The 24,001-nt window shown below is 60.8% G+C and carries 18 protein-coding genes and 1 pseudogene; 4 read left to right on the top strand and 15 right to left on the bottom strand.

Annotated features, from left to right (window positions below; all coding sequences use genetic code 11):
- The first annotated feature begins 127 nt into the window (after nucleotides 1–127).
- Together KUF55_RS17035 and KUF55_RS17030 are read left to right on the top strand one after the other, a co-directional pair.
- Complete coding sequence (locus KUF55_RS17035) at nucleotides 128–916, top strand: IclR family transcriptional regulator (protein WP_218817411.1); 789 nt, start codon at nucleotides 128–130, stop codon at nucleotides 914–916.
- A gap of 598 nt (nucleotides 917–1,514) precedes the next feature.
- On the top strand, nucleotides 1,515–1,757 hold the full coding sequence (locus KUF55_RS17030; RefSeq protein ID WP_218817410.1) for a hypothetical protein: 243 nt from the start codon (nucleotides 1,515–1,517) through the stop codon (nucleotides 1,755–1,757).
- A gap of 11 nt (nucleotides 1,758–1,768) precedes the next feature.
- Here the strand turns inward: KUF55_RS17030 and KUF55_RS17025 are convergent, their stop codons facing one another.
- The 10 genes and pseudogenes from KUF55_RS17025 to KUF55_RS16985 all read right to left on the bottom strand — a co-directional run bounded on the left by KUF55_RS17025 (nucleotide 1,769) and on the right by KUF55_RS16985 (nucleotide 11,233).
- Nucleotides 1,769–2,770 (bottom strand): glycerate kinase, encoded by a 1,002-nt coding sequence (locus KUF55_RS17025; protein ID WP_218817409.1) that lies wholly within the window; start codon nucleotides 2,768–2,770, stop codon nucleotides 1,769–1,771.
- Nucleotides 2,771–2,779: 9 nt separating this feature from the next.
- Nucleotides 2,780–3,712, bottom strand: coding sequence for a 3-keto-5-aminohexanoate cleavage protein (locus KUF55_RS17020; RefSeq protein WP_132360411.1), 933 nt, complete (start codon nucleotides 3,710–3,712; stop codon nucleotides 2,780–2,782).
- Nucleotides 3,713–3,728: 16 nt separating this feature from the next.
- The gene (locus KUF55_RS17015; RefSeq protein WP_132360409.1) at nucleotides 3,729–4,508 is read right to left on the bottom strand and encodes an SDR family oxidoreductase; all 780 of its coding nucleotides are present in this window, start codon (nucleotides 4,506–4,508) and stop codon (nucleotides 3,729–3,731) included.
- A gap of 29 nt (nucleotides 4,509–4,537) precedes the next feature.
- Nucleotides 4,538–5,311, bottom strand: coding sequence for an MFS transporter (locus KUF55_RS18895; RefSeq protein WP_255557136.1), 774 nt, complete (start codon nucleotides 5,309–5,311; stop codon nucleotides 4,538–4,540).
- 35 nt (nucleotides 5,312–5,346) lie between these two features.
- Nucleotides 5,347–5,715: pseudogene (locus KUF55_RS18890) on the bottom strand (MFS transporter); the annotation flags it as partial.
- Nucleotides 5,716–5,935: 220 nt separating this feature from the next.
- Nucleotides 5,936–6,991 carry a LacI family DNA-binding transcriptional regulator gene (locus tag KUF55_RS17005; protein ID WP_218817408.1) on the bottom strand — a complete coding sequence of 352 codons (1,056 nt, stop codon included), beginning with the start codon at nucleotides 6,989–6,991 and terminating at the stop codon, nucleotides 5,936–5,938.
- A 317-nt stretch (nucleotides 6,992–7,308) separates the two neighbouring features.
- Complete coding sequence (locus KUF55_RS17000; protein ID WP_132360405.1) at nucleotides 7,309–8,640, bottom strand: MFS transporter; 1,332 nt, start codon at nucleotides 8,638–8,640, stop codon at nucleotides 7,309–7,311.
- Nucleotides 8,641–8,654: 14 nt separating this feature from the next.
- Entirely contained in the window at nucleotides 8,655–9,545 is an 891-nt protein-coding gene (locus KUF55_RS16995; protein ID WP_132360403.1) for an SMP-30/gluconolactonase/LRE family protein, read from the bottom strand.
- Nucleotides 9,546–9,704: 159 nt separating this feature from the next.
- A complete protein-coding gene (locus tag KUF55_RS16990) occupies nucleotides 9,705–9,911 on the bottom strand; it encodes a hypothetical protein (RefSeq protein WP_218817407.1) in 207 nt (68 codons plus the stop codon).
- Nucleotides 9,912–10,567: 656 nt separating this feature from the next.
- Nucleotides 10,568–11,233 (bottom strand): GntR family transcriptional regulator, encoded by a 666-nt coding sequence (locus tag KUF55_RS16985; RefSeq protein ID WP_218817406.1) that lies wholly within the window; start codon nucleotides 11,231–11,233, stop codon nucleotides 10,568–10,570.
- Between the two features lie 171 nt (nucleotides 11,234–11,404).
- On the opposite strand from KUF55_RS16985, the gene KUF55_RS16980 reads away from it, so the two are divergent.
- Both KUF55_RS16980 and KUF55_RS16975 read left to right on the top strand, forming a co-directional pair.
- Nucleotides 11,405–14,215: an FAD-binding and (Fe-S)-binding domain-containing protein gene (locus tag KUF55_RS16980; protein ID WP_218817405.1), complete on the top strand. Its 2,811-nt coding sequence runs from the start codon at nucleotides 11,405–11,407 to the stop codon at nucleotides 14,213–14,215.
- Between the two features lie 106 nt (nucleotides 14,216–14,321).
- On the top strand, nucleotides 14,322–15,719 hold the full coding sequence (locus KUF55_RS16975) for an MFS transporter (RefSeq protein ID WP_218817404.1): 1,398 nt from the start codon (nucleotides 14,322–14,324) through the stop codon (nucleotides 15,717–15,719).
- Nucleotides 15,720–15,871: 152 nt separating this feature from the next.
- On the opposite strand, the gene KUF55_RS16970 is transcribed toward KUF55_RS16975, so the two are convergent.
- The 5 genes from KUF55_RS16970 to KUF55_RS16955 all read right to left on the bottom strand — a co-directional run bounded on the left by KUF55_RS16970 (nucleotide 15,872) and on the right by KUF55_RS16955 (nucleotide 23,913).
- Nucleotides 15,872–16,861, bottom strand: a complete 990-nt coding sequence (locus tag KUF55_RS16970) for an alpha/beta hydrolase (protein WP_218817403.1) — start codon at nucleotides 16,859–16,861, stop codon at nucleotides 15,872–15,874.
- Between the two features lie 150 nt (nucleotides 16,862–17,011).
- Nucleotides 17,012–18,331 (bottom strand): glycosyltransferase, encoded by a 1,320-nt coding sequence (locus KUF55_RS16965; RefSeq protein ID WP_218817402.1) that lies wholly within the window; start codon nucleotides 18,329–18,331, stop codon nucleotides 17,012–17,014.
- Nucleotides 18,328–19,074, bottom strand: a complete 747-nt coding sequence (locus KUF55_RS18880) for a glycosyltransferase (RefSeq protein WP_255557135.1) — start codon at nucleotides 19,072–19,074, stop codon at nucleotides 18,328–18,330. Before KUF55_RS18880 ends, KUF55_RS16965 begins: the two co-directional genes overlap by 4 nt.
- A 17-nt stretch (nucleotides 19,075–19,091) precedes the next feature.
- Complete coding sequence (locus KUF55_RS16960; protein WP_255557134.1) at nucleotides 19,092–20,537, bottom strand: hypothetical protein; 1,446 nt, start codon at nucleotides 20,535–20,537, stop codon at nucleotides 19,092–19,094.
- 772 nt (nucleotides 20,538–21,309) lie between these two features.
- Complete coding sequence (locus KUF55_RS16955; protein WP_218817401.1) at nucleotides 21,310–23,913, bottom strand: GH32 C-terminal domain-containing protein; 2,604 nt, start codon at nucleotides 23,911–23,913, stop codon at nucleotides 21,310–21,312.
- Nucleotides 23,914–24,001: the final 88 nt, after the last annotated feature.

The raw sequence follows: 24,001 nt of genomic DNA, 5'->3' as shown, positions 1-24,001 counted from the left end.
GTGGATAACGTCTTTCTTCTACTTTGACGGTAGCTAGTTGGCGTATTCCCGGTCAATGAATACGGAAAAGATTCCGGATAATGGCCAAGAGGTGACCGAATGACAGCCAATCGTCCATAATGTGGTCATGACTTCTTCGTTTCCCGGAGCCCAGGTCGTGGGCCGAATGGCTGCCGTGTTGCGCGCGGTGAGCAGCGCGATGCCCCGCGGCGCCTCGACCGCCGACGTCGCCCGCACCACCCAGCTGGCCCGGCCCACCGTGCACCGGCTGCTCGCGGCACTCACGGCGGAGGGCTTTTGCGACCATGACAACCGTGAGGGACTGTGGCTCCTGGGGCCGGAAATGTATCTGATGGGAACCGTAGCCGCCGAACGCTACGACATCACCGAGATTGCGCGCGACCACGTGGCCGCTTTGGCCGAGGCCACCGGCGAAAGCGCCTTCCTTTCGGTACGACGAGGAGACGAAAGTGTATGTCTGTTGCGAGCCGACGGCGCCTTCCCCATCCGTTCCTTTGTGCTTTACGAGGGTAAAAGATTCCCGCTCGGGGTCGCCTCGGCGGGCCTTGTCATGCTTTCGTTTCTTCCCGAGGCGGCGATGGAACGATATTTGGCTCAGAACGATTTGGTGCCTGGGCACGGAATCGAACACAGCGTAGCGGCCCTGCGCGAGCGTATTACCCAGACTCGGGAACGTGGCTGGGCAGTGAATCCGGGACTGATCGTCCAAGGAAGTTGGGGGATGGGTTCGGCAGTGTTCGATAAGGCCGGGCAACCAGCCTGGGCCTTGAGCCTGACCGGAATTGAATCCAGATTCGCCCCCGAGCGGCGCAAGGAAATGGGTGAATTACTGTTGCATCATGCCCATGAGCTGTCCAAGAAATTGCGCGGTGAGACGGCACTTCCGCTTCGCTAATTCGGGGATGAAATAATCTGCGGCAGATTAAGTGGGCGATCCCACCCGACACAGCCACCATGAAAAGAATCACTGACGCCCTCAAAAATGGATGGATGAAAGTCTCTCGACGGAAATTCTTCGGTGGGCGCTGAGCCCCCGATAGGCGCTGGCCGCCGCATTCGAGGCTTTGAGGCTCCACGGCTGTGAACGAAACGTCCAGGGCGCTGGAGAACTTTGGTGAAGATGATCGAATATCCCATCCGATAAGGTACGTTCCGGCGGCACTGAGGATATTTGGACTGCATCAGTTTCAGCATTGTTCTCTGGAACGATCTTCTCGACGTTGCGGGATAGCTGTTCATATCGAAAATGGAATTTCCCAGTTTTCCGCGTCATGAACCATAAATTCGAGAGTCTCTCCATGTGCCGCGGAAGCGGAAATTCAAGGGTTTTGTTCAAGAAACACTCAGTTTTCACGTGGAGACTGCTCAGTACGACGTGGCGGTAAACGCCAATCGACGACAACAAACAACGACGAGAGGACTAGCGTGAATTCCATGGAACAGGGAATTTTCCTAGGTGACACCCTGACGCTATCCCAATCGAGCATCACCTCGTGGGTGTCACTTTGAACGTCGTCGCAATCGTTGCCATAGTCATCGCAGGATGGCTGATTCTGGGCGCCATCGTGGCCTTTGCGCTCGGACGAGCTATTCAACTACGCGAAAAGTATGAAACGCCCACCTCCGGAAGTCGTGACAACACGTCTGAAGAAGAACTGCTGGTCACGGATGGCACCGGAATCAATCAAGAAGACCTTGTTTTTGCAGGTGGCTTCGAGCGGAAATCATGCAGCTGAGCCGTCCCCCACTATCGGTTTGAAGCTTTCGCGTCGCTCGGAAGTGCCGTCGCCTGAGCATGCGCCCTGGCAATCTGCGCACCGGCAGCTCGCATGCGAGTCTCATCCGTGGCGATAAGGACCTGAGCGAAGGCATCTAGCGGTGCATCCTCGGTGAGCGATCCGACCACCGCATAAATAGGCACGGATCCGCCGCGGGCCATGATCACCGAGATGATCTTGCCCTGCAGAGTTTGGGAATCCAGGCGACCCTCGCCGACGACCACCGCATCCGCATCCGAAATGGCAGCCTCGAAGTCGATCGTATCAAGGACGTAGTCTGCGCCGGAGCGCAACTGCGCATCGTATTGCGCCCAGAGTCCGCCGCTGAAACCGCCGGCTGCACCCGTGGCGGGAACGCCGCGAGGGTCCTTCGGCAGGGTCGCAGCGATCGTATGCAGACGTTCGGTCAGTAGCGTGATCTCGTGTTGAGTGGCACCCTTTTGTGGGCCGAAGACGACCGCTGCATCTTCGAAAGGCGTGGTGACATCGCTGAGGACGGTTATCTGTGCGTCGCGCAGCCCGCCGTGATCGGCAATCGCCGCACAGGCGCCTGCCCCTCCATCGGTGGTCGCCGATCCGCCCGCGGCAACCACCACTTGCTTGGCGCCGCGGGAGATTGCGTCCACCATAAGCAGCCCGGTGCCATAGGTGTCGGCGGTGATGGGATTGCGTCCACCCGGAGCAGACAGCGTGATGCCGCTGGCTGCGGCAAGGTTGATGTAGGCGGTACCACCACTTGTCAGCGAATAGGAGGCGGAGACCGGATCGCGCCATGGGCCAACCGTAGATACAAAGATCCGCTGGGCCCCCAACGCGGCACCGAGAATTTCCTCAGTGCCTTCCCCTCCGTCTGCCACGGGCATTTCCTCGGCACTCGCACCGGTGGAGCGGATGCCGCCGGCGATGGCGGCGGCAACTTCGGCTGCGGTGAAGGTGCCCTTGAAGCTGTCGGGGACTACCAGGATCTTCATGGTGCCTTTCTAGAAATTAACGTTTTCGCGGCCCTTGAGCTCCAGCATTTCGCGGGCCTCATCGGGGGTGGCGACCTCGAAGTTCAGGGCCTCGAGGATGGTGCGAGCTCGGGTGACCTGCTCGGCGTTGGACACCGCCAGCTGGCCGGGGCCGATCCACAACGAGTCTTCGAGGCCGACCCGAACGTGCGAACCCATGGCCGCACCGATCGTGGCCAGCGGCATCTGATTCTTACCGGCACCTAGGATCGACCATTCGTAGTTATCACCGAAGAGTCGGTCAGCAGTGCGACGCATGTGCATCAGATCCTCCGGATGAGCGCCGATTCCGCCGAGTAGGCCGAAGACGGACTGGACAAAGAGCGGGCCGCGGGCCAGCCCACGTGCCTGGAAATGCGCCAGGTTGTTTAAATGCGAGATGTCGTAGCACTCGAATTCGAAGCGGGTGTCGTTCTTGTTACCGATTTCCAAGATCTTCTGGATATCGGCGAAGGTGTTCTTGAAGACCAAATCCCGGGATTTTTCCAGTCCCTCGCGCTCCCATTCGTGCTCGAAGTCCTTGAAGCGATCCAGCATGGGATAAAGGCCGAAGTTCATCGACCCCATGTTCAATGAGGCGAGCTCGGGGGCGAACTCGATTACCGGACGCATGCGTTCTTCCACGCTCATGTGCGGTGAACCGCCGGTGGTGATATTGATGATCGCGTCGGTGTTGGCCTTGAGCTTTTGCAGAATGGGTTCGAAGTGGGCGGGGTCCTGAGAAGGGCGCCCGTCCTTGGGATCCCGGGCGTGCATGTGCACGATCGAGGCGCCGGCCTCGGCCGCGCCAATGGCTGCCTCGGCGATCTCGTCGGCGGTGACCGGAAGATGCGGAGACATGGTGGGGGTGTGGATCGCGCCGGTGACGGCGGAGGTGATGATGACCTTGCGTGTATTTGCCATGATGGTCTCGGGTTCCTTAGTAGAGCTTTTCGGTATTGCCGTCGACGGCCATTGCTTGACCGTTGATGCTGCGTGCCATGGAGCTGGCCAGGAAGATGGCCATGTCGGCAATGTCCCCGGCTTCGACGAGTCGATTCAGCGACGACTGCCGGTGGTAGAGATCCGAGACCTCCGCCAGCGGGCGGCCGAGCATCGCGGCCTTGGCTTCAATAACTGCCTCGATGCGGGGGCCATTTACCGCACCCGGGCAGATGGCATTAACGCGGATGCGCTCGTCACCCAGCTCGATGGCCAGGGTCTTGGTCAGTCCGATCACTGCCCACTTGGACGCCGAGTAGGCGCTGCGGCCGGCCATGCCCAGTCGACCCGCGGCCGAGGACAGATTGATGATCGAGGCGTCACTGGCCTCGCGCAGCAGCGGCAACAGATGCTTGATGCAGTGGAATTGACCGTGGACATTCACATCGAAGGTGGTGCGCCAGGCTGCGGCGTCTAGGGTGTCGATGGGCCCGGTGGGACCCGCGATGCCTGCGTTGTTGACCAAGACATCCAGCGATCCAAATTCGCTGCGAATGGCAGCGGCAAGTTCGATGACCTGAGCCTCATCCGATACGTCATTCACCAGCGCGGTGAAACCGGCTTCGCTAGCTGCAGCAACGGCGTCGGGGTTGATGTCGGTAACAAAAACCCGGGCCCCAAGGTCTTTGAAGGCAGTGGCGATAGCCAGGCCGATGCCGGCTGCTCCCGCGGTGACCAAAACGGAGTGGTCGGTAAAGTCGAGTTTTGGGGTTCCCATTGTGAGAATCTTTCCGATCGTAGACGGGTTTAGTGGGCGGCGACGGAGGATTTGGAGGGGTCCTCGGTGCCGCGCTTAAGCTTTCGAGTCAGCATTGCGCCGATGGCGCACATCGCCACGATGAACCAGAGGCCCGAGAGCTTGCTGCCGGTGGTTTCCTCCATGAAGCCCATGACGTACGGGCCGAGGAATCCTCCGAAGAGGCCAACGGTGTTCACGAAGGCGATACCGCCGGCCAGCGCAGCACCGGAGAGTCGGGTGGCCGGGTAGGTGAAGAGGATCGGCTGCAGGGCGAAGAAGTTGAAGGCCGCCAAGCAGAACCCGATCATGCCCAGCAGCGGACCGCCAACCGCGCCAAGCGTGAAGCCGGCGACGATGCCGACCATCGTCGAGGTGGCGATCAGCCGCGAGCGCGATGCGTTGGTGGCTAGGCGCGGCAGCAGTAGGGCACCTGCCGCAGAGAAGATCCACGGGATGGAGGTTAGTAGACCGATCTGGATGGTGTTCAGGGTTCCATAGCTGCCGATGATCGAGGGAAGGAAGAAGCTCAGCGCGTAGACCGCGATCTGGTGGGTGAAGTAGATGGCCACCACCAGCAGGATCTGCTTGTCCTTCAGTACATGGCGCAACTTCGAGTTGCCCGAGGCTTTAGCCCCGGCCGTTTCTTCGGCGAGGATGCGAGCCTCGAGATCTTCGGCCTCCGCTTTAGTGAGGAACGTGGAATCGGTGGGCTTGTTGGGCAGGTACTTCCAGATGAAGAAGGCCAGGAAGCACGCGGGATGCCTTCGATGATGAACATCCACTGCCAGCCGTGCAGGCCGCCGAGACCGTCGAGGGTCAGCAGCACGCCACCGAGCGGAGCTCCGACGATGTTGGCGATGGACACTCCGAGCAGGAACATGCCGTTGGCCTTGGCCCGATGCTTAACAACAAACCATTGGGTGATGAAGTAGATGACTCCGGGGAACAGCCCGGCCTCGGCGATGCCGAGCAACATCCGCAAGATATAGAAGGACCATTCGCCCTGCACCAGAGCCATGCACGCGGAGAGGATGCCCCAGGTGATCATGATCCTCATGATCCAGAAGCGGGCACCGACCTTGTGCATGATCAGGTTCGAGGGGATCTCGGAGAAGGCATAGGTGAGGAAGAACAGCCCGGCGCCAATTCCGTAGGCGGTGGCGGAGATTCCGAGATCGATCTCCATCCGGTCTTTGGCCATGCCGATGTTGGTGCGATCGATGAAGGCCATGACGTATGCGGCAATTAGCAGCGGCATGACGCGGCGGAAGATGAGCTTGTTGACGACTTCGGGTGACCTCATCGTCGTTTGGTGCGAAGTGGCTGACATGTCTTTGCCTTTATTTGGGGGCGTAGCAACGGGAAGGCGCGTCGGCCCCTGGCTGCTGAAATGATGGAGGTGGTGGCTAGTGGGCGGAGCCCGGAACGCACCCGCAGGTCCGTCCAATATGAATCCGATGCGTACACACCGAATGCGCGTAGGTAGTTCGCGGATGGGTAATTTGGTCCAGAAGAAGTTCGAAGGAGCGCTCGGCCATCTCCTTGACCGGCTGGACGATCGTGGTCAAACCGATCAGCAATGAACGGCTTCGCGGCAGACCGTCGCTGCCGACGACCGCCACATCCTCGGGAATTCGTAGTCCTAGGGACAGGGCGTGTTCCATGACGCCGATGGCTATCTCATCGGATCCGCATACGATGGCCCGCGGGGGATGGGCGGAACCGAGGAGTTTTTCCGCGGCCACCCGTCCGCCATCGGAGTTCAGCCGGGTGCTGATTTTCCGCTCCCCGGTGATCACCACACCCGCGGCGCTTGCGGTGCGGACAAATGCCTGCTCGCGTGCCATCGAAGCGGTGGAGAAGCGTGGCCCAATGACCGTCGCAATTTCCCGGTAGCCGTGCTCAAGGATGTGGCCCATGAGTTCGGCCGCCGCTGCATCGTCATCGATTCCCACGAAGTCCCCGGGCAAGTGGTCCGAGCGCCTAGAAAGGTAGACATACGGGATACGTTTTTGGCGCAGGGTCCGTAGTGCCCGCGAATCTTCGCGTAGCGCGGCGGCAATAATGACGCCGTCGACATTGCGAGCCGCCAGAGTGCTGGCGACCTGGGCTAGAGATTCCGGATCGTCCTGGGTTGTTGCGACAAAGACTTCGAAGCCCTCCGCCGCAGTTGCGTTAATAATGTGTTGCGCCCAACCGGTGTACATCTGATTAACGATGTTCGGAAGGATGAGGCCCACCACGCGGGTCAGCAGCGGGTCGCGTCCCGCGGAGTTACCCGAGGGACGGAAACCCATCTCGTTGGCAATCTTCACGACGTGCCGACGAGTTTCGGTGGACGCCCCGGGTCGACCATTCATGATGTAGCTGACCGTTGCGGCGGAGACACCCGATGCTCGCGCGACCGCCGCGGCGGAAACCCGGGTGGGTCGGTCCGTCGGGGTGTTCAGGGTGCTCGGCATCTTTGCCTCCTTCGCGTTGTTGGTCCATGACTGGCAGATCGTTGGCGTGTGATCACCATTACAGTCCATGCGGGGTCGTTAAGCAACGTTAAGCTATCGAACTCATGGCTGGTTAAGCATGAGGGTGGAGAGCGATGGCTGCGGATAACGAGCCAGGGTTCCTCCCTGTAGTGCGGAGACGGCACAAAGCCAGCGTGGAAATCTGTCCAAGCCATCGCCCTGCAGAAGGGCGATGGGGTCGAACACCTCGCGGCGGCCCCATCGGGTAAACCGCGTGATCTGACGGCTCGGCACCCGATTCAGCGGGGCAGAGAACCTTAGTGGACGGCGGCCGCAACTGTTTTGCTAATTGGAGTGTTTGTATCGCGCTTGGCAAAGAGCTGCAACACAACTCCCAATAGCGCACACGCTGCCATGGCCAAGAAGCAAATTATGTAGCCGGTGCGCTGCTCCCAGCCGCCACCCGCGCTGATTAGTGCCCCCATGAACACCGGCGCGATTCCACCGCCGATAAACATGGCGGTGGTGATCACACCATTTGCAGTTGATGTTGCGCCTTCGGGGGCAGCGTCGGATGCTGCTGCGTAGTAGATGGGCCAGACAGCGTTTGCCACCAGACCAAAGGCCAACTGGATGATGACCACCAGCATGGAACTTGTCGCCAGGTAGAAGGCTGCGACAGAGATGGTCATCCAAACGCCACAGATGATGATGGTAATTTTTCGTCCGATGATGTCTGAGAGGGTTGGCCAGATAATCTGACCGAGGATGCCCGTGACGGCAAAGACAACGCTGAGCCCTGCCGACGCTGCCAGAGACAAGCCGAGGACATTAAACAGGTAAGCAGGAAGTACGACATTGATGCCCATGTAGACGACTTGGGTCAGCATGGTTGTTCCTGCTGTGAGCGTGATGTTGCGTTCCCGAAGTGTCTTCTTCAGCAGGCCCTTGGGACGGAGTTCGTTGTCGATGACATCCGGTGCGCTGAGGCCTTGCGCGCGGATGTCAGCGTAGAGCGTCTCGATTTTGTCCGGGGTTGAGTACTTGCCCCAGAAGATCATCAGCGGCACCGCGATGATCAAGGCAAAGAAGAACGCGTAGGACCAATTTTCGGGACCGAAGAGGCTAATGATCGCAGCGGCCATGAGACCCGAGAGTAGTGAACCGATGGGGTAACCGGTGTGGTGGACGCCGAGTGCGAAGCCGCGTCGTTCCTTTGGCCACCACTCGGAGGTGTTGCTGACGCCGACGGGTTCGCCCCAGCCGGCGCCCAGATTGACGCCAATGCGAAGCGCGACAAACGCAACGATGTTGTGGCTGATGAATTTGAAGCCAGAGAGGAAGGAAAGCGCCGTATAACCGATAACCAGCGGGAGCTGGAATCGGGCGCGTTTCCAGCCGCCGCCGTACTTGTCGCTCATGGCAGAACCGGGTATGGCCATCACGGCCAGAACCAACATGATCAGCGATGCAATTGCGCCCCATGCTTCGGGGGAGAGGTTGAAGGTCTCTGAGATGGTGGGGCCCAGACGCAGGATGATTTCTCGATCATAGGCGTTCAGAATCCAAATGAGCCAGCAGACAAGCAGTGAAACCCAAGAGTATTTGTGGATGGATTTCAGTGAGAGTGAGGATTTTTTGGTGGACATGGGATGCTTTCTTCTTAGGCGCCGAAGCGTGGTTCGGGAATTCCGATAACGCCAAGACCTGTGATGGCGAAGAGTGCTCCGCGTTGCTGGCCGTCTTCGGGAAAACGCGGAAGGGGTGGCTTTGCCATGGACGTGGCGTAGAGCGTATCCATTTTTGGTCCGCCAAACGCAAGGCTTGTCACCTTGAGGACGGGCGTTTCGATGACGCGGTCAACTGTTCCGTCGGGCGCATAGCGGATGATCTTGCCTCCATAGACCAGTGCCTGCCAGAGGTATCCCTCGGCGTCGACGGTTGCCCCATCTGCTGCACCTCCGCTGCTGGTATCCACAGTTGCGAATGTGCGTCGATTGCTGGCTTTCCCGGTGGCTGTTTCGTAGTCGTAAGCCCAGATTTCACCTGTCCACGTGTCGGCGAAATATAGCGTCTTTCCGTCGGGACTGAAACACGGTCCGTTGGAAACCACGATGTCTTTATCGAGGATGCTGAGCTGGCCTTGTGGGGAGTAGCTGAAAAGGCTGCCACTGGGCTGCTCCTCAAGCGTGTCCATCGAACCGAAGACGAATCGCCCTTGACGGTCCACTTTTCCGTCGTTGAGGCGGTTGTTCGGCAAATCTGGTTCCGGGTCGATGAGCAGTTCACGCTCTCCACTAGAGGTATCAATGCGGTGCAGGCCGCTTTTCAACGCGGCGAGGAATGAGGCGCCATCTTTGCCAACGGCCATCGAACCGATGGGCTCTCGCATATCCCACGCCCGCAGTTCGCGTCCGTCGTGGGTAGAACGGAAAATCCGGCCATCCGCACTGTCGATCCAATGTAATCGTTGGGACTCCGCGTCCCAGACTGGGCCCTCGCCCAAGGTGGTCTTGATGTCGAGCAGCACGTCAATGTGCGGGGAACCGAGCATAGTTGGCGCATCCTTAGGGGTGTGGGGCAAGGCGTGGGGTGTGCGGGCGGGGCCAAGAACACGCCAGACAGGGCTGTTCGACCTCTTATCGAAGGGTTAGGTAGTTGTGGTTGCGTCGAGTCAGTGGGGAGTGACTGCGGCGTTGCCGAGCACGGCTACTCAATCGGGGTCGTGAAGTACCTTGGTCAGCGCGCTATTCAAGGTGCCGATGCCCAACTCGTGGGAACCGATGGCAATGGCCCGCGGATGGTCGGACGAATGCTGGAGTTCTTTCACGACTACCTGTCCGCTATCGGAGGTGGGGGGTGAACTGATCGTTCGTGCCCCGGAGATTTCCCTGCTCGAAGGCTTGGCGGCGTACGCCATCGTAGTACCCTCCGTCGCTCTTCGTTTCACCACCAAATGCCGGGTGTGTGATCACCATTACAGACCCCGTGTTGGTGTTAGGCAACGATAAGTGCAGCCGCGTACTAGCAGTGAATAAGACTAGAGACGTCTTGGCGTGGCGCGTTAGTTCAAGTGAGATAGAAGTTCGCATAAGGGTGGGCCATTTCCGAGGGGTGCTGTAACCCGCGGAAGCGCGCAGCTGCTGTCCATATCCGGAAGCTAGCGGTCGGGATTGGGTCGTTTGCCTTCGGCACTGGTCACTGTCGGGGTGAAGCCCTGAGGTGCCCGTCGTCCTGTGGCACAGATGGTCGAGAGTTACCTCGGCCGCGGCGGGCAAAATTTTGGCGTCCTCACTGCCCAGGGCTGTCGCAGTCACCACCTACTTAAAGCCAGGTTTCAGGCACAGCGAACATAAGGTATTGGTCAGTGGGGCAGGTTTGGGTTCTTTCGGCCACGGTAAATCTGGTTGAGCTCTTGATTTTTTGGAGCAGCGAAATTCGGTGCTGATCGCTGAAGCAATCCTAGGGTGATGGTGTTTCCCTTGGTCTTCCGCTGCCTCGACTCGACCGGAGCTTTATCTGCGAGCGAAGGAAGGATCTATTTGGTCTACACCTCGGTGTGGCCCAGGCGGGGGCTCAACTATTGAGGTCCGAGGCTTGTTCAATTTCAGCCGCCAGCAGTTCCCTGGCCTGCGCCAAGTGCTCATCGAGGGCAAGGGCTGCGCCTTCTGCATCTCCGGAAGCGATTCGCTCCAAGATGCTGGCGTGTTCGCTGGCGATTTTTGCGGAATCCAGCAGCTCCAATGACTGCACCCGCGTCATGCAGAGGCGGACCTCTCCCAACAGGGAGCGGTACATGGTGCTGGTCCGGATGTTGTCCATCGCGTCAACAAGAGCCGTGTGGAAATCCATGTCGGGGTCGATGATCGTCGTGGCCGGCTGCGATATCCGAGCGGTAATTTCGGCGTTTGCGCGCACCGCTTCCGGTGGGACGGTCGCGGTCGCGGCGAGCCGACGCACCACTTCGGATTCGAGGTAGGCCCGGGCCAAATAAATGTCTCTGACCGAATCGGCACCCAGTGTCTTCACGCGCGCCGTTTTGTGCGCACCGCGTTCGAGCAACGCATCGGCAACCAAGCGTTCGATGGCGGCCTTGGCCGTTGGGCGGGCAACGTCATAAGCGCCAGCGATCTCTGCTTCGGTGAGCGCCGTTCCCTGAGCGATGTCACCCTCGTAGATGCGTCGGCGTAAATCCTGGACGATCGCGTCGATGATGGAAAGCGCGGTGACACGTTGGCTCATGGCGACGGGGTCCTCTGGCTGGCGGGCATGCGGAAATCAATCTTGTCAGATTTTTTTCAGGCTATCTTGAAACACATGTGTACTTGTTAGACAATCTTAGTGTTGGTAGGTTGTGGATCTCAAGACCTGAGAAAGTTTGCCGACATCTTGATGCTTGATGAAACGGATGAAATGACCTTGATTTCTACACTGCGCAGCGCGATGAGCAATGATGGCCAAATCACTGAGCGTGCCATCGACCTCCATGCTTATGCCAACGACGCATCCCACTTTCTGCTGACACCGCAGGCCGTAGCGATCCCCAACAACGCTGCCGAAGTTGGCGCCCTGCTCAAGGCCAGCGCGGAGCTCAATATGCCGCTGACCTTCCGCTCCGGTGGGACCTCGCTCTCGGGCCAGGGCGTCACCGACTCATTGCTGGTTGATGTGCGCAAGAATTTCAAGGACATCGAGGTCTTGGACAACGGCGCACGCGTGCGGGTTCAACCCGGCGTCACCGTGCGAGCGCTGAACGCACGGTTGGCACTCTACGGGCGCAAGTTCGGGCCCGACCCGGCCTCCGAGGCTGCCTGCACCATTGGCGGCGTGGTGGCCAACAATTCCTCTGGCATGCATTGCGGCACCGTGGACAACGTGTACCGGACTCTGGAATCCGTGGTCATCGTGCTCACCAGTGGCACTGTGATTGATACCGGTGCGCCGGACGCCAATGCGAAACTTCGAGCACTCGAGCCAGCGATTTTTGCTGGCCTTCAAACACTGACCAAACGCGTGCAATCAAACCCCGCATCGGTGGCCATCATCAAGCACCAGTTCTCCATGAAAAACACCATGGGCTACGGACTGAACTCCTTTGTGGATTACCAAGATCCAGCACAGGTTCTGGCACACCTCATTATAGGTTCCGAGGGCACCCTCGGATTCGTGGCCGAGGCAACGTTTAGAACCGTGCCGGTCTACAAGCATGTCACCACATCCTTGTTGGTCTTTGATGACCTGTTTACGGCCAACGAGTCGCTCGAGGCTTTGGTGGGATCCGGGGCGGCAACCGTTGAACTGATGGATTCACTCTCGTTGAAGGTGGGCCAAACCCTGCAGGGAACTCCGCAGCTCATCACCGACCTCAACGTGCAAGACCATGCCGCCTTCTTGGTCGAATACACCGCCTCAAGCGCCGCCGAACTGGCCGACCGGCAGGATCTGGGGCTGGCGCTGACCGAGACGCTGAAGCTCAGCGCCCCAGCGCACTTCAGCCCGGATGCCAAAACCCGAGCCCAATTGTGGAAACTGCGTAAGGGCCTCTACGCCTCCGTTGCCGGAGCCCGTGCACAGGGAACCACGGCATTGCTCGAAGACATCGTGGTTCCGGTGCCTGCCCTGGCCAGGACGTGCGCAGAGCTTTCGGTGCTCTTTGAGAGGTACGAATACGAAAACTCCGTCATCTTCGGCCACGCCAAGGACGGAAACGTACACTTCATGCTCACCGACGGCTTTAACACCGAGGACCAGCTGCGGCGCTACTCGGCCTTCACCGAAGACATGGTGGATCTGGTGCTCGGCGAGGGTGGATCACTGAAGGCGGAGCACGGCACCGGCCGGGTCATGGCCCCCTATGTGCGCCGCCAATATGGTGATGAACTCTACGCGGTGATGCGCGAACTCAAGGTGTTGTTGGACCCCGCCGGGCTGCTGAACCCCGGAGTCATCCTGGATGAAGACCCCACGGCCCACCTGAACAACATCAAGGTCACCCCGGCCGTGGATCCGGAAGTGGACCGTTGTGTCGCCTGCGGCTACTGCGAGCCAGTCTGCCCCTCGCGGAACCTGACACTGACTCCACGTCAACGCATCGTCACGCTGCGCGCCATCGAAACGGCTCGGCTGGCCGGGGATACCAAGCTGGTGGCCGAACTCGAAAAGGACTATTCCTACGAGTCGGTCGATACCTGCGCGGTGGACGGCATGTGCCAGACCGCTTGCCCGGTAGACATCAACACCGGCACCCTGGTGAAAAAACTGCGGGCCAAAAACGTGAACAAGGTTGAAGGAGCGGTGTGGGATGCCGCCGCACAGCACTGGTCGGCGGTGACCCAGGGTGCGGGCAAGCTCCTGAGCGTGGCCGAGAAGATCCCGCTTCCGTTGGTCCTCGGCGCCAACCAGGCCGGGCGCGCAGTCTTGGGCGCGGATACGCTACCGCTCTATTCGGCGGAATTGCCCGCCGGCGGGCGCAAGCGTGCCCGTCCTGCGCCGGCTAAAACACCTGTCGCGGTGTATTTCCCTGCCTGCGTGAACACCATGTTCGGCCCGGCAGACCCGCACCAAGCGGGAATCCAAGAGAGCTTTAGCGCCCTGGCCCAACGCGTAGGTGTCCAGCTGCTGGTGCCAGAGGGCATCGATGCCTTGTGCTGCGGCACCCCGTGGTCTTCCAAGGGCATGGCCAAGGGGCGCGAGTCCATGGGGGAGCGTACCGTCGCTGCCCTGCGAGAAGCCAGCAATAATGGTGAGTTGCCGATTCTCTGTGACGCTTCATCGTGCACCGAAGGGCTGCTCCACAGCATTGAAAACGAAGTGGTTCCCGCCGGAGCCAAACCGTTGCGGATCATTGACGTGGTGCAATACACCGCAGAGCACATCCTGCCGTTGCTTCCCGCCGGGCACAAGGTGGCCAGCCTCGCGCTGCACCCCACCTGTTCCTCCACCCGGATGGGCCTGAACTCCGCGCTGCATCAAGTTGCCGAGGCAGTGGCCGACACGGTTCGGGTTCCAGAAAGCTGGGGCTGCTGTGCCTTTGCGGGAGACCGCGGCATGCTGCATCCCGAACTCACCGCCTCCGCCACCGAAGCACAGGCCGCCGAGGTGCGCGAGTTCGGTGCGAGTACTCATGCCTCCTGTAACAGGACGTGTGAACTGGGCATGAGTCGGGCGACCGAGCAGCCCTACGAGCATGTGCTCGAACTCCTGGAGCGCACCACCCGGCCCTAACTGTCGTCGCGATCGGTAGATCATAGGCGGTACGCCACCATCGGGGAGTTGTTCGGATTTAGGCTTTGACCTACCGCGGTGCCCGACCCGGTTCTAGGCTTGGAGCATGTCGCAGGAAGACCCGTCCTCCGCGGACATCGAAACGACCGACAGGCAAGCCGCCACCCATACGACGCCACCACGCGCGGGGCATCGCACGTTTTTGCATGTGCTGGTTAATACGGCCCTGGCCAATATCACCACTAGTTTCCTCTGGTTTGCCCTGACCTTCTGGGTGTATCTGGAGACCCGTTCGGTGCTGGCCACCGGACTCATTGGCGGGACCTACATGTTGCTGGTCGCCTTCTTCGGCCTCTTCTTCGGGGTCTTGGTGGACAGGTACCGCAAGCACGCGGTGATGGTGGGTTCCACGCTGTTCACCGTGGCTTGCTTCTTGGTGGCAGCGGCAATGTTCTTAATGGTTCCCGAGGCCGAATTGATGAGCCTGACCGGCGTGTGGTTCTGGCTTTTTGCCCTGGTAATTCTCATCGGATCGGTGATCGAGCAGCTGCGCAACATTGCCTTGTCCACCTCCGTCACGCTGCTGGTTCCAGCGGATCGCAGGGTCAACGCCAACGGACTGGTGGGCACCGTGCAGGGCCTAGCATTTATGATCACCTCCGTTTTTAGTGGCCTGTCCATCGGCTTTTTGGGCATGGGAGGAACGCTCATCATTGCGCTGGTGGCCTGTGTGGTGGTGTTGGCGCACCTTTTGGTCCTGCGGATTCCCGAACCCAAGATTCTTCGGGCCGAAGGACGTGAGAATTTTGCCGAACTCCGTGCCGGGATTGCGGCGGTCCGCGCGACGCAGGGGTTATTTGCGCTGATCCTGTTCACCACCTTTAACAACCTCACCGGCGGGGTGTTTATGGCGCTGATGGATCCCTACGGCCTGACGATCTTCCCGGTTCAGGCCTGGGGTGTGGTGCTCGGGGTGACGGCCACCGGATTCCTGATTGGCGGGGGACTGGTAGCCAAATTTGGGCTGGGAAAGAATCCGATTCGCACCATGCTGATTCTGGTCGCGTGCACGGGCGTGCTGGGCGCAACCTTTACCATCCGCGAGTGGTGGTGGCTTTATGCGGTGGGCATCTGGATCTACATGATGCTGATTCCCGCGGTGGAGGCCGCGGAGCAGACGGTGATCCAAAAGGTCGTTCCCTACAAGGTGCAGGGGCGGGTGTTCGGCTTTGCCATGACCTTCGAGTCGGCCGCGGCACCGATCACCGCATTCATGATCGCGCCGCTGGCCGAATTCTGGATCATTCCCTACATGGCCTCGGAATCGGGTAAACAAGACTGGGGTTGGTTGTTGGGGGAGGGAGATGCCCGCGGGATCGCGCTAGTATTCCTGGTCTCCGGGGTCGCCTCGATTTTCCTGGGCCTTGTCGCGCTGACGACCCGTTCCTACCAGCGACTCTCGATCGCCTACGCCACCGCTCCGGAGAGCGCACCGGAGCCGTGAGCGCGCGGCGATCGCTAACCCGGATTTGGCGCATCGCTGGCAAAAGGGCCCGCCGCTTAACGAAATCGATGTCTCCACCTTCGACACCGAGGAGGCTCCCGAGTCCACTGACTACCCGTTGATCCAGAACTAGACGGGACTCTGCCGGGGCGCTACCTGCCCAGCGATTGCACAAAGCCGAGGCTCGCCGCCGAAATTTCGGTGCGCGCCTCGTCGCGGGAAAGCGTTGGCTCGCCGTCCCCGGATTGCGTCCCGTAGTCACCAAAGTGTGCATGCACACCGCCTTCTATTTCCGTGAAGATGGTGTCCTTCGGGAGCATAGAACGCGAGGCCTTGACCTTTTCCGGGGTGGTCAACGCGTCATTCGACGCTGAGATCGAAAGCATGGGCACCGGCAGGGTGCTGATGTCCGAGGCTGGATAAGAGGCAAAGAACAGTACCCCGGCCACGGGTTTGCCGAGGTCCTTGGCGGCGGACTGCGCGTTCATCGCTGCCACGACCCCGCCGAGTGAATGCCCGCCGAGCACCCACCGGTCGACCGGGTGGTGCTCGGTGCGTGCGGTGTTGAAGGCGTTCGTGGATAAGAAGGCAATGCCAAGGGGCTGTTTCGGGATGACGACGGTGTGGCCGCTCTCGACCAGCGGCCGCAAGATCGCGGCATAGGCCCGGGCGTCGACCAAGGCTCCGGGCTGAAAAAACACCCCGACGTCGCTGGGCGTGCCGGTGGGTGCCATCAAGATTTGCGTGGGGGACTCCGTGACGGTGAGAGCGCTGTCGGAGATCATTGCCGAGCGGGCCGCGGGCCCAGCGCTGTACGGTACGAGCCAGCCGGCCAGGGCCAGAACCCCGCAGGAGACCAGCAGACCGAGGGCGCGCAGCACCTTGAATCTGCGGTGCCCGGGCGTGTGTCGGCGCCAGGAGCGGATGGCGACCGCCGTGCAGACGATGAAAAGCAGTCCAAGAAGGATCGTGTACGCCGGGTGCCCGTGCACGAGCATGTCACCGGTGGCGATTGCCGCCCAGATCACGGCAACCACACCGAGGGTCGAGATCAGGCGTACTGCCCAGAATAGAATCACATCGGCTTGGTTCGTTGCCCGGCTGCGACCCACGGCTGGTTCTTGATCTGAATTCGGTTCCACAGTGGTCATCTTCCGTTCAGAAATCGGGATCCATACTGGTTTTTTCGTCCGTGCGCTCCGCGCATGGAGCCGACAGGTCGCCTGGCGCACCGCCGCTCGGGCACCATCAAACGACCATCAGGCACTGAGCCATTAATTGCACAGTAGCGTCTATTTTCCGGTGGTTGCCTTGGCCAGAGCTGCACGCAGTTGACTTCGACCAGCACCCTCGCGCAGGGTTTGGCCCAGCGAATGCAGCTCGTCGCGGGTGTCCTGCGGAAGTGACAGCATGGCACCCAGAGCAAGCCGGAGCTCTTGGACCGTGGCGGTGTTGGGTGCCAGTGCGGCACCAAAGCCGATGTCCTCCAGGGCAGCGGCGCCGGCGAACTGGTCCGTGGAAAACGGCAGCACGACGGTAGGAACCCCGAAGGTCAGGGATTCGGTGACCGAGTTGTTTCCTCCGTGGGTCACCGCGGCCGCGGCGGAACCCAGCAGCGTGACCTGTGGCAGGAATTCACCAACAAGCCAATTTTCTGGGACGTCGCCCAAGGACTCGGCGCCGGCGGATCCATAGGCCACGGCGGCACGGATATTCGATTCCTTCAGGGCCGTGACAACCTTGTTCAGCACATCTCCGCGCACCGAGAGGAAGCTGCCGAAGCTGACATAAACAAATGGTTCGTCGCTCTCGGAGATCCACGCGTGGACGTGGTCCTCTGCCGCTTCGGCACGAACCGATGACCCAATGAAGACATGCGGCGGAAGATGCCCGGCACGTTCTTCGCTCATGAGTTCACCGGGGTAGTTGAAAACCAGCACGTCCCCGTGTTCAGCAAAAGCATCGGGGGAGGGTTCAAGCTCGGGTGCCAACTGAGCCAGGACCGTATTCCACTCGGAGGTAAAGGATTCGGACACCCGGGTACACAGATTCCGCAGCTCCTCCATTTCTTGATCCTCCGGGGAGAAAGCCGCCGGCCACGCCGGGGGAAGGCCGTAGACTTCGGCTGCTGCCGGAAGTGGGAGGGCAGTGGGGTGGCCCAACACCACGTCGATGTGCTCGATCCCGGCGGCCACCATGCCCAGGCGGGCGCTGAAGGCCAGATGGTCCACGATGATCGTGTCCGGTGCGATCTCGTCGATGATTTGCTGCACGGCCCTGGCGGTCTTCACCGGTTCCCACATGAGGTCATTCATGCGTTCCTCGGCCTGGAAAGCCAACGTCTGAACCATGCCCAGGCGGGTGGCGGCAAAGAATCCACGCAGGGCGTCGTCCTCACCCTCGGGCTGTTCCTCCGCACGGATCACCCCGGGGTTCGACCCCCGGCTCAGTTGCAGGTGGACATGCTCGAAGCCAAAGGAGTCGACGATTGACGCGGTCGTTTCGCCGGTGGCAACCACCACTCTTTCGCCCGCTTCAAGCCAGTTGGTGCCCAGCGCGGCCAGCGGGTAAAGGTGGGAGGCATAGTCGGGACTGATGATCAGCAACGTCATGGGGCGGAAACCAGCTCTCGTTGAAGCTCCACGTCTGCGTGGTGCACATCGGAATATACCTTGGCCAGGGCGCGAGCCATGGCTTGGACCGTGTAGTCGGCCTCAACGACGGAACGTGAATACATGGCACGCTCTTGGCTGGTTTCGACCGCTGCGGACTCCAGCGCCTCGAGGATGGCGGCGCGTAGCCGAGCGGTGTCCCAGGTAGCGGTGAGGAACCCGGTGTGACCTTGCTCGAGGTAGGTCGCCGGCCCCCCGGAATCCGGGGCCACCACCAGCAGGCCCGAGGCCATGGCCTCGAGCAGGGCAATCCCAAATTCTTCCTTGAGGCTGCCACAGACATAAACGCCGGAACCCGCGGCAAGGCCGGGAACCCCGGTGCGTGCCGCGGCGACCCAGCGGGCCACGGTGTCGTTGGGCTGGTGCCCGGAGAGGATCAGTCCGTTCGGTTCGCGGGATCCGGGATCGATCAGCGCGTTGATCCTCTCGAGCTGTTCGCGTTCGTCGGGGGAGGGATGGCGCAGGTTCCCGCCGACCAGCAGCAGGTTGGCCCGCTGCTGCAGCTCCGAACCGGCCCAGGCCTCCACGATGGTGGCCATGCCCTTGACGCGGTGGAACCGGCCCACGCTGATGAGCAGCGGCTTCCCGTGGCGTTCTGCGGGAAGCCGCGCCAACAGCTCGCGCAGCTGCACCAGCGGTTCAGTGGCCGGGCGCCCGGCGGCATGCTCCTGAGCTTCGGCCACGGCCCGGTCGATGACCTTTAGATCGATGCCCTCGGGACGATGGTGTGACGCTCGGGCTCCAGGGCCATGTCCAGGCCCACCAGTTCCTTCATGTCCCGGGCAAGTTCCGGGCGCGGGAAGAACACGGTGTGTGCCGCCGTGGCGGCCATGCGCTGGACCAGGCGCGCACGGAACCAGAAATGCTCGACCTCGTCGATGGTCCCGAAGTTCTCCCGCGTCAATTGCCCGGAAAGATCCATGGAGTTGATCACCGCGTGCGGGTCCGGTGCCACGGTGAATACGACGGGGATCTCGAGCTTGCGGGCGACGTCGAACGCGGCCAGGCTCCCTACGTCGGCCATGCGCAGGTGCAGTACGTCGACCCGTCCCATGGACGTGAGGATGCGGTGGATGCCGCGGCGTGCCGCGACCCGCAACGGCCACGCCGTCGCGGACGGCAGGGGGCCCTGCAGCAGGGGAACGCGGCCGTATACATGGCCGGTGGCGGTCTTCCGCAGGGTGTCCAGGCTCCGCACCGCTTCGTCTAGGCCTCCGCGGGAAAGCGTCACCACGCGGTTGACCGTGGAACTGCGGTCCGTCTTGGGTCCCGCGGTGCCGGCCGCCGGGTTGTCCCCATGGCCGTGGACCAGCGCATCGCCCAGGCGCACCAATAGGGTCGCGATCCCGCCGGTGTCCCCGCTTCCAGCGTGGCTCAGGTGCGCGTCGATGTCCGCATGCAGGAATAGCTGGGCGATCGTGAGCCCTTGCCCGGGAGTCCCGGGTGCGGGCCGTGGGGTGGCGCCTGCGGCGAGGTCCGCCAGGGTGAGCCGGGCAGCCTGGGCTAGCAAGCAGTTTTCCTCCGCGATCGTTTCGAGGTACGTCTTGGTGTCCTCGGAGCACGGGTGCTGGCCCAGGGCAATGACCGCGGCCACCCGGATAGCTTCCGCCTCGTGGCTGTCCCGCGCGATGCGTTCAAGCAGAAGGATGGCTGTCTCGTGCCCCACCAAGCCCAGCGTTTCGGCCAGTCGATAGCGTCCCGCCTCGTCCGTAACGCCCAGCAACGCGCCCTCGAGCCCCACGGTGATCATTTCCGGCACGGTGGCCGCCCAGTCTTCGAGGGTTCGCTGCGCGAGCATCCCGGCGAACCCGCCGGTCTGCACCAGACCGATGAGCCGGCCCACGGATTTACTACGCGGGGTCCGGGAACCGTGGGCCCAGGCGGCATGTTCGCGGATGAACCCTTGGCCGCTGGAGAGCAGGTCGGCTAGGTGCTGGTCGGCTTCCTCGTCGCTGACCTGGGCGAGGGCGTGGATGGCTGCGATCGCCGTGACTTGGTCGGCTCCGGAAATGGTGCTGCGCAGCAGGCGCAGGTTTCGCACTCCGCCGTCCCTGCCAGCTTCCACGGCCAGCTCGTCGGCCAGCCGCAACGCATCGACCAACCGGTCGGCCTTCTTTATGGCATAAAGACAACTTTGGATCCGCATGCATACACCTCGTCCAGGAATGGCCCACTTGGCAAGGCTTGTGGCCTGCGATTCCCACCCTACACAATACCTAGCCAAGCTAGCTATCCGTGTGGCGACCTCGGTATCTCTCACGCGGGACGCCGAGGACGCGGCAGCTCCGATCACCACCTTCGTAATCGCGCCGCTGGTCAAGTTCTGGATCATTGCGTCTATGAACTCCCAATCCGGAAAGCAACGTTGGGGTTGGTTGCTGGAGGAGGGAAATGCCCGGGGTGCCCCTCTATTTCTGGCCTCCGGGTTTGCCTCGCAAGCCTGCGGTCCCTGGGTGTGCAGTTCGGTGATGTGCCGGTCCAGATAGTCGGTGGCCAGAGTAAGAACGGATCCGTCTTTCCCCGTCGACTGCAGCTGGGAAGCATGCCGGGACGCTGTACGCCCCCGTGATCCCTCGGCCATCGCATGGATCCTTTCCCCGCATTACTGGAACAACAAGCGGCAGTACCTCGGCGCGTTCGAAAGGCGGCGATCCTCGACTGCGTCCACCCCGATTCTAGGACTCGAAGGTTAACGCGGGTTCGGGTCCCCGCGATGGAAACTGAGTGGGCAAGGGCAAAGTTTGCTGCCGTTGGCCTTCCGGCTGGAATGAACAACGCAGCCCCCGAAATGTGGGGACTGCGTTGTTTATTTGGCGCGTCGTGCCGTCATGACCGCGAGCGAAACCGAGTGCGGTACGACCTGGTGCCGTGGCTCTCCGAAAATCAGTGGTTCGTGAAATCCGGAGAGAGCGGGAGGATTACTTGTTCCCTGCGACAAACATGGACTTGTCCAATGGCGTCACGGTCAGTTTCTTCAGCTGTGCACTCCCGCCTTCGGCAAACAATTCCATCTTGTCTGCACCGGCATTGGGGAAGACCTGGTCGGTGATGGTCCGCAAACCATTTTGGGCGAAGACCTCCACCGATGAGTGATCAAGATAGATCCGCATGGTGACGTTGCCGTCCTTGTCCAGGGTGAGCGGGGCATCTTCGATGGAGGCGAATGCCTTATGGAATGCCGTGTTGCCCGAGTTGGTGCGGTCAACAAACATCTTCTTCGTGGTGGAGTCGTAGCCAATGACCGTGGAGGATTTTTCATCACCCAGCACCGTGATGCCGGACTTTGTGGCGGTCCCGGGGTTGAAGGTGATGTCGACCTGTTGGACCTGGCCATTGGTGGAGGCCGGCAGGGGAGTGCTTCCCTCTCGGATGAGGCTGGCTTTTTTGCTCGAGTAGCTCGGCTTCTGTGCCAGCTTGTTGATTTGCTTCACGACGCTTTGCGCTAGACGCGGCCCGTCGGGAGTCTGCGTGAGCTTCACTTCGCGCGGCAGTGCCATGGCGCTGCGCCACGGGTCCGTGGGGATGTCATTGGCGTAGTCCCAGTTGTTCATCCAGCCGAGCATGACGCGTTTGTCATCGGGCATATTGGCGAAGGAGACGGAGGCGTAGTAGTCCCGGCCATAATCCAACCAATCGTAGGTATCCAGTGCCGAGACCACGGGCTGGTCGGACAGCATGAATTCATCGGCGAGGATATGTCCCCAGCCGTCCCTGTTGTTATCCACAATGGTGATTTGTGCCTGCTGTCCGGCAAATTCCTTAACGTTCCAAGAGGCCAAATCGAGCGCTTCGCTATTGGCGCCGGTGGTCGTGCGGACGACCTTTCCGGCAACTTCTAGATTGACCGTTGTTTCATCAGAACGGAGAATTGCCGGGGTATCGGTCTGGATCAGGTGGTCAAGGGTGAGGTGTCCCCAGCCGCCGGTTGCCTGGTCGACGATTCGTACCTGGGCCGGCTGGCCCTGGAATTCCGCCACATCCCAGGACTTCCAATTCAGTGCTCCCTCCTCGTCACCGGCCACGGAACGCACAACGTCGTCGTCAATAAGCAGCTGTGCTTCTAGTTTCTGCGTGGGGTCGTTGGTGCGGTTTCCTCCGCCAACAAGCATGCTGAGATTGTTTTTGGTGATGGTGAAGGTTGGCGAGGTGAGTGTGCCCTGGCGTTCGTCTCCTCCACCGTTGGTTTCAAAGGTGTTGATCAGATGGTTGCCGATGGCTTGGTTGCCGCCTCCGCCAAAGGGCTGGTACTTCGGAGCCAGGTCTTCCGTTCCCGTCCAGCCCTGGTCGGCCAGGGTTGAACCGGCAGGGACTTCGAACCCGTCGAACAGCAGCTCTCCTGCTGCCGGGGTGTTATCCAATTTGTCCGAGGTCCGCGGGTGTTTGCCGCCTCCGACGAGGAAGTTGATGTAGTCCTGCGAAATCGTGAAGGCAGGGGACTTCATGGTGCCCGTTGGCCAGTCGCCGCCGCTAAACGAGTTGATGAGCCCCTCGCCGGTGAAGCCGGTGACGCCCTGCTGTCCGGGAAGAGCTCCGGATGCCGGAGCGGTGCCAAACGGTCCGTTCGCTTCGTTGCCCGTTTCATTCTTCACGGTCCAGTCGGCGTAGTTGCCGTTGTTAAATCCTTGAATGACGGTTCCGGCAGGAAGCTCGGGGACGGGTTCGGTGGTATCTGAGGTGAAGGTCTTGCCATCGAAGTCGCCGACGAAGTATTGTCCGGCCGAGCCGCCCGCCACGCCGCCCGGGTTGATGTTCACGACCATGACCCACTTGACGTTGGTCTTGTCTCCGTCCACGGCCAAGGGGAACAGGTCGGGGCATTCCCATATCCCGCCGGTCGCGTTGGCTGGCCCGAATTCGCTCAGGGCGGTCCAGTCCTTGAGGTCAGTTGACTTGTACAGGACCACCTTGTGCTCGAGTGCTTCCACCGCGGTCATTACCCAGTAGTCGGCACCGGCGGGGTTGTCATACCGGAACACCTTGGGATCACGGAAGTTGGCAGAGTTGCGGTTCAGCACCGGGTTGCCGGAGTACTTTGTCCAGGTTTGTCCGTCGTCCAGGCTGTAGGCCAATGACTGCGCCTGCAGGCCGCGATGCTCGGAGGCTTCCTTGTACGCGCTGGTGTAAATGGCGATTAAGGGTGGGTTCTTGGCCGTACCAAGTCCTGAGCTATTGGTTGAATCCACGACAACACTGCCGGAGAACACGTCTTCCTCATCGTCGGTGGAGATGGCCAGTGGCTGTTCTTCCCAGTGCAGAAGATCCTTGGAAGTTGCGTGTCCCCAAGACATGTTGCCCCAGGTGTTCCCGGAGGGGTTGTGCTGGTAGTACAGATGGTAAACACCCTTATAGAAGACCATCCCGTTGGGGTCGTTCATCCAGTTCTTTTCCGGCGTGTAGTGATAAGCCGGTCGGTGTTGTTCGTCCCCCAGCGTGGCGGCCGAGGCGGGCACGGAACCTGCGAATGCTGCTGCCAGAGACAGGCTGGCCAGTGTCAAAACGGCGGCGCCTCGTGTCCGATACATCGTGGATTTTTTCAATTTTCGCTCTCACCCTTCATCGCGTGTGTCAGATAAATAGACAACGTTGTCAGTCAGTGCGTAGGACTCTAGG

The sequence above is a fragment of the Paeniglutamicibacter sp. Y32M11 genome, from assembly GCF_019285735.1.
Classification (GTDB): domain Bacteria; phylum Actinomycetota; class Actinomycetes; order Actinomycetales; family Micrococcaceae; genus Paeniglutamicibacter.
Note: the sequence above shows the minus strand (reverse complement) of the source record. Positions and strands in the feature narration are given on the sequence as shown.